The organism is Pantoea sp. Tr-811, assembly GCF_011752535.1.
GTDB lineage: Bacteria > Pseudomonadota > Gammaproteobacteria > Pseudomonadales > Pseudomonadaceae > Aquipseudomonas.
Genome location: NZ_VWXJ01000025.1, coordinates 72,418 through 78,756, shown reverse-complemented (window position 1 = coordinate 78,756; position 6,339 = coordinate 72,418). Strand labels below are relative to the sequence as shown.

Below are 6,339 nucleotides of genomic sequence, written 5' to 3'. Positions count from 1 at the left end.
GCCTGCCGCAGGCGTGCTCAGTGGATGATTACGAAGCCTTGCTGCCGTGGAACTGCACGCCTCATTTGCATAGCTAAGCGCTCGCCCATCTTTGGATAGGTGGGGTTCATGGAGCGCTTACAATAGTTGTTGGGCTGGACCGTAACGAAAATTTGGACTGCAGGCGTCGGTGGTGGCTGCGATTTCGGTTTTCGGCATCGGTGGGCTCTCCTGGATGTCTGCGTTGGTGGTGGGATCGTTGGGGCCGCTTAGCGGCCCATTCGCGGCGCAAGGCCGCTCCTACATGGGAAGCGGAGCGGCTTTTTGGGGTTATGGGTTTTTTGTCATGCCTAGTTCGGCGTCGTCGAGCAGGGCTTTGGCCAAGGCGCAGAGGTAGTGGGAGGCCCAGAGGAGTTGGGGTTTTTCTTCCATCAGGCCGTCGATGGACAGGTCGCGGGCGTAGCCCATCAGTTCCGAGGCCTGCTCGCGGGCGACTTGGCAGGGGATGCCGGCTTCGATGCGGAACAGGGGGTGGGTCTGGTTTTCACCTTGGTAGAAGGTGGTTTTGCCGACGGTGAAATGGGTTGCTTCGGTGGTCATTGTTGATCTCCCTGAAAGATTTAGATGCCTGCGCGGATCAGTGCTGCGTTCGTGGGTCTGCGGGCTTTTGAAGTTGAAGCAGCGCTGCTTCCAGTAGCTTGCGTAGGGCTTCAAGCTCGTGCATCGACGCCATGATCAACAGCGACACAGGTGACCTGGGCTGCATCAGCATTGCCTGCTGGGTGACGGCCTCGGCGCACAGGGCGTAGTCGGCGGCCATCATCAGCGTGTCTTCCAGGGATTGGGGGAGGTGGGGTGGATCGGGGACTATTTTCAACATGATTGCTTCCATTTCAGGGCCGTCACCATCTGCTGTCAAACAGAGGGTGGCAGCTGTACGTGGGTTGACAGACCGGCGGAAACAACAAGTTCCGGCGCACGCAAGCGTGCCCGCACGTACAGCCGCCATTACGACGAGCCGTTTGTTGTTTACCGTTGCGACCTGTCAAAGTCATGCCGTTGATGAGCAACGACTCACCGAGACTAAAACCCTGAAAAATTGATCGCAACGGAAAACAGCAATCGACAGTATCTTTGGGAAATGGACTACAAGAAAGGGAAAAATTCTGATTTTTCGAAGCTTTTAGAAACAATCTGCAGCGTCTCAATCCACCCAGCTGTCATTTCTCCAGGCACAAAAAAAGACGCCCTAAAGCGTCTTCTTTCTTGGATTTGGTGGAGCCGGGGGGATTTGAACCCCCGTCCGCCAGTACTCCGCTGTCGGTACTACATGCTTAGCCGTGTCTATTGAGTTAATCCGCAGCCGCCCGACGGGCAGGGTGCTTTGGACGAGTTGGGTAAGTTTTAGTCGCTTTGCCCCCAACGTGCTACACGACGATCCTGTTCTGTATGACAATCATTTCGGGTTTACAGGCATCCCCTGATGATTGCTGGAGCCGAAGCTACCAGGAGAGCGGGCTCAGCTGCTTACGCAGCGAGAGCGTAACCCTCGTAGTTTTCGTCATTGGCAACTATAGAAAGTTGCAACAGTGGATTTACGAGTTCTGTTACCAACTCGGCATGCACCTAGAGTTTCGCTACCGGCGTCGAATCCTGATCGGCCCCACACTAGCTCTAAGCTAACGCACCTTACGGCACGTGAGGTGGAGTATACGCCATTGCGCGGGCGGCGTCGACAGGCGGCCGGGTCGCCCGCTGCGCGAAGGCTCAAGCGCCGCTGCCGCCGGCCGAACCGCTGCCTTTCTCGGTTTTTTCCAGGCGTTCGAGCACCTTGCTGGTGATGGCGATGCACTGCTTGGTGTCGCCGCTGGCCTGGGCGGCCTTGGCTTGGTCGACGTGCTCGGTGATGGCCTTGTCCAAGCCCTCGGAGGTGGCGCCGGCGGTGGCCATGCTGTCGTCGATTTTCTGCAGGTTGGCGGTGCAGAGGTCGTCGGCGGCGAAGGCCGGGGATGCCAGGAGGGTGGCGGCCGCGAAGAGGGCCGAAAGCGCGGTACCTTTCATGGGTGTCTCCTTTGAGGCCTCTGGGAGGGTGGGCCTTTAAGGTGGACTGATGGGGGATTGTGGGGGTTCCATTTTGTTGGGGGCTGGGGGGGGCGGCGGTGTATTTGTGGCGCTTGGGAGATCGAGCGCCGCGTGGGCGGCGCATCGCGAGCTTTGCTCGCTCCTACGTCTGTTTCGTGCCAGTGAGGGCTGGCGCATTTGTGTGCGGGCGGCGCTCGGTCTTACAAACGCCGAAAATCCTACGTTAAACGCCGGGGGCGGGTAACGCGGTCTACCAGGTACACCAGGCCGTGGTAGTCGATACCGCTATGGCTCGACAGGCCAATCTCGCAGGTACGGCTAGTGGAGATGCCTTCACTGCAATACTGCACCGCATCCTTCAGGCTACGCAGCGAATGGGCGTTGAGCTCGGGGGTGGTAAAGCCCTTGTCGCCAGCAAACCCGCAACAATGAATGCCTTCGGGAATCACCACCTGCTTGCTGCACAGGCGCGCCAGGTCGATCAGGGCCTGGCTCTCGCCCAGGTGCTGGGTGCTGCAGGTCACATGCACGGCCACCGGTTCTTCCTGGGGGGTGAACTCCAGCTTGTCGAGCAGGTGGGTGCGGATGAAGCGCACCGGGTCGTACAGGTCCAGCCGGGTTTCGGCCAGGTCCTGCACCAGGCGCAGGGTGCAGGGGCTGGTGTCGCAGTAGATCGGGTCGAGGCCGCCGCGGCTGGCGTGCAGCAGGGCGGTAATCAGCTCCTGGCGCTTGTGCTCGGCCTGCTCGGTGTAGCCCTTGGAGGCGAAGGGCTGGCCGCAGCAGAGGCTGTCGGCGTTGCCTGGGAACACCACCAAGTAGCCGGCCTTTTCCAGCAGGGCGCGGGTTTTGTCGAGCAGCGAGCTTTGCTCGCGGTCGGCATAGGCCGGGCCCATCACCCGTGAAACGCAGGCGGCAAGGTACACCACCCGTGGCCGTGCATCGTTGCTGGCGGGGGGCAGTGCCACGGTGCGCAGGGGCTGGGGCATGGCGGGCGTCCATTGCGGCAGGCGGCCTTTGCTGGCCTTGCTCAGCGACGCGCTCAGGCGGCCCAGGCGCGGGGCGCCGAGCAGCTTGCGGGCGGTGTTGGCGGCGGTCAGGGTCAGGCGGGCGCCGCCCAGCGCGGTGTGGAAATGCTCGGCCAGCCAGTTGGCCGTGGTTGCATGGCTGGCGGCCTGGCTGCGCAGCTTCTTCACCAGCTCGCCGGTGTTGATGCCCACCGGGCAGCGCTGGGCGCACAAGCCGGTGGCGGCGCAGGTGTCGATGCCTTGGTACTGGTAGGTGTGCAGCAGGTCGCGGGTATCCACCCCGGCGCGTTGCTTGGCCTGGATGTCGCGCCACATCACGATGCGCTGGCGCGGGCTCAGGGTCAGCCCCTTGGAGGGGCACACCGGCTCGCAGAAACCACACTCGATGCACTTGTCGACGATTTCGTCGGCGGCGGGCAGCGGCTTGAGGTTTTTCAGGTGAATGTCTGGGTCGCTGCTCAGCACCACCTCGGGGTTGAGGATGCCGTTGGGGTCCAGCAGGCGTTTGAGCGCCCACATCAGCTGGTAGGCATCGTGGCCCCATTCCAGCTCAACGAATGGCGCCATGTTGCGGCCAGTGCCGTGTTCGGCCTTGAGCGAGCCGCCGAATTCCACGGCCACCAGCTGCGCCACGTCGTCCATGAAGGCCTGGTAGCGCGCCACTTCCGTGGCACTGTTGAAGCCTTGGGTGAACACGAAGTGCAGGTTGCCCTCCAGGGCATGGCCGAAGATGATCGCCTCGTCGTAGCGGTGCTTGTCGAACAGCTGGATCAAGCGCTTGACGCCTTCGGCCAGCTGCTCGACGGGGAAGGTCACGTCTTCGATGATCACCGTGGTGCCGGTCTGGCGCACGGCGCCGACGGCGGGGAAGGTGTCCTTGCGGATTTTCCACAGCTGGTTGTACACGGCCGGGTCTTCGCTGAAATCGACTTTCTGCTCCAGCGGGTAGTCGTCGATCGATGCCATTACTTGCTGCAGCTGTTCGTGCAGCAGGCTTTGGCTGGCGGCGCGGGACTCGATCAGCAACGCGCAGGCGTCATCCGACAGGCCCTTTACCCACACCGGCATGCCCGGCATGTTCTGCACCGAGCGCAGGCTGCGGCGGTCGAGCAGTTCCACGGCGGATACGGGCTGGCGCTTGAGCACGGTCACGGCGCGGCAGCAGCTTTCCACACTGGGGAACACCAGCAGGGCGCTGGCCTTGTGCGGGTGGTCGGGCACGGTGTTGTAGGTGACGGCGCTGATAAAGCCCAGCGTGCCTTCGGAACCGACCAGCAGGTGCTGAAGGATATCCAGCGGTTGGTCGTAGTCCACCAGCGCATTGAGTGACAGGCCGGTGGTGTTCTTCAGCCGGTATTTGTGCCGAATGCGGTCAGCCAGTTCGGTGTTGGCGCGGGTTTCCCGGCCCAGGCGGGCGAGGGCTGCGAGCAGGTCGGCGTGGGACGTTTCGAAGGCGGCGACGCTGGCGGGGTCTTCGCTGTCCAGGCGGGTGCCGTCGGCCAGCACCAGGCGCATGCCGGCAAGGGTGTGGTAGGTGTTCTGCGCGGTGCCGCAGCACATGCCGCTGGCGTTGTTGGCGACGATGCCGCCGATTTTGCAGGCGTTGATCGAGGCCGGGTCTGGGCCGATCTTGCGCCCGTAGGGGGCCAGCCAGGCATTGGCCTGGGCGCCGATGACGCCGGGTTGCAGGCGAATCTGCGTGCCCTGGCCGCGGATTTCGCGGCCGTTCCAGTTATCGCCCAGTACGATCAGCACCGAGTCGCTGATGGCCTGGCCAGACAGGCTGGTGCCAGCGGCGCGGAAGGTGACCGGCACGCGCTCGCGCTGGGCCAGGTGAATCAGCCCGACCACTTCGTCCTCGGATTCGACGCGCACCACAAGCTTCGGGATCAGCCGATAGAAGCTGGCGTCGGTGCCAAAGGCCAGGGTAGAGGTTGGGTCGTCGAAACGGCGTTCGGCGGGTATCAGGCGCTCGGCATCACGCAGGAACGCGGCGGGCAGGCTCATGCAATCTCCTCGCGGGGCCACGGCGTCTGGCGCGCCGCATGCCCCGGTCATTCAGGCGGTACTTCTATAAGGCTCAGGCGCCCAGTTCACGCACCAGCGATTCGCGGGTGATTTCGCCAATCGACTTGGCACCGGTCAGCACCATGGCCACGCGCATTTCCTTCTCGAACAGTTCGAGCAGGTTTTTCACCCCGGCCTGGCCATGCACGGCCAGGGCCCAGAGGAAGGCGCGGCCGATCAGCACGGTGTCGGCGCCCAGGGCGATCATGCGCACCACGTCGAGGCCGCTGCGAATGCCGGAGTCGGCCAGAATCTTCAGCTCGCCCTTGACCGCATCGGCAATCGCCGGCAGGGCGCGGGCGCTGGACAGCACGCCGTCGAGCTGGCGGCCGCCGTGGTTGGACACAACGATGCCGTCGGCGCCGAACTTCACCGCATCACGGGCGTCGTCGGCATCGAGGATGCCCTTGATGATCATTGGGCCGTCCCAGAAATCGCGGATCCACTCCAGGTCTTTCCACGAGATCGACGGGTCGAAGTTGTTGCCCAGCCAGCCGATGTAGTCGGCAAGGCCGGTGGGGTTGCCACGGTACTTGGAGATGTTGCCCAGGTCGTGGGGGCGGCCCATCACGCCGACGTCCCAGGCCCATTCGGGGTGGGTCATGGCTTGCAGCACGCGGCGCATCGGCCCGTTCTTGCCGCTCATGCCGGAGTGGGCGTCGCGATAGCGGGCACCGGGCACGGGCATGTCGACGGTGAACACCAGGGTTTTCACCCCGGCGGCCTTGGCCCGCTCCAGGGCGTTGCGCATGAAGCCGCGGTCTTTGAGTACGTAGAGCTGGAACCACATCGGCCGGTCGATGGCCGGGGCCACTTCTTCGATCGGGCACACCGACACGGTCGACATGGTGAACGGAATACCATGGGCTGCCGCCGCTCGCGCCGCCTGCACTTCGCCACGGCGGGCGTACATGCCGGTGAGGCCGACCGGGGCCAGGGCCACGGGCATGCTCAGGGTTTCGTCGAACAGTTTGGTTTCAAGGCTGAGTTCAGCCATGTTCTTCAGCACGCGCTGGCGCAGGGCGATGCTGGCCAGGTCCGAGACGTTGTGGCGCAGGGTGTGCTCGGCGTAGGCGCCGCCGTCGGCGTAGTGGAAGAGGAAGGGAGGCAGCTTGCGTTGGGCCGCGGCGCGATAGTCGGTGGAGGCGGAAATGATCATGGATTCTCGCAACGTGGGTTGAAGGAG

The 6,339-nt window shown here is 63.4% G+C and carries 5 protein-coding genes and 1 other RNA gene; all 6 read right to left on the bottom strand.

Annotation, left to right across the window (positions count from 1 at the left end; translation table 11 throughout):
- Positions 1-309: 309 nt before the first annotated feature.
- The 6 genes from F3J44_RS26860 to lldD all read right to left on the bottom strand — a co-directional run bounded on the left by F3J44_RS26860 (position 310) and on the right by lldD (position 6,312).
- Positions 310-579, bottom strand: coding sequence for a DUF3077 domain-containing protein (locus tag F3J44_RS26860; RefSeq protein WP_167070794.1), 270 nt, complete (start codon positions 577-579; stop codon positions 310-312).
- Between the two features lie 37 nt (positions 580-616).
- Positions 617-859 carry a hypothetical protein gene (locus tag F3J44_RS26855; RefSeq protein WP_167277483.1) on the bottom strand — a complete coding sequence of 81 codons (243 nt, stop codon included), beginning with the start codon at positions 857-859 and terminating at the stop codon, positions 617-619.
- A gap of 393 nt (positions 860-1,252) precedes the next feature.
- Positions 1,253-1,644: a transfer-messenger RNA gene (gene ssrA / locus F3J44_RS26850) on the bottom strand.
- 102 nt (positions 1,645-1,746) lie between these two features.
- Positions 1,747-2,040, bottom strand: a complete 294-nt coding sequence (locus F3J44_RS26845) for a hypothetical protein (protein ID WP_167070795.1) — start codon at positions 2,038-2,040, stop codon at positions 1,747-1,749.
- Positions 2,041-2,279: 239 nt separating this feature from the next.
- Positions 2,280-5,093, bottom strand: coding sequence for an FAD-binding and (Fe-S)-binding domain-containing protein (locus F3J44_RS26840; protein ID WP_167277482.1), 2,814 nt, complete (start codon positions 5,091-5,093; stop codon positions 2,280-2,282).
- A gap of 73 nt (positions 5,094-5,166) precedes the next feature.
- Positions 5,167-6,312, bottom strand: coding sequence for an FMN-dependent L-lactate dehydrogenase LldD (gene lldD, locus F3J44_RS26835; RefSeq protein WP_167277481.1), 1,146 nt, complete (start codon positions 6,310-6,312; stop codon positions 5,167-5,169).
- Positions 6,313-6,339 lie beyond the last annotated feature (27 nt).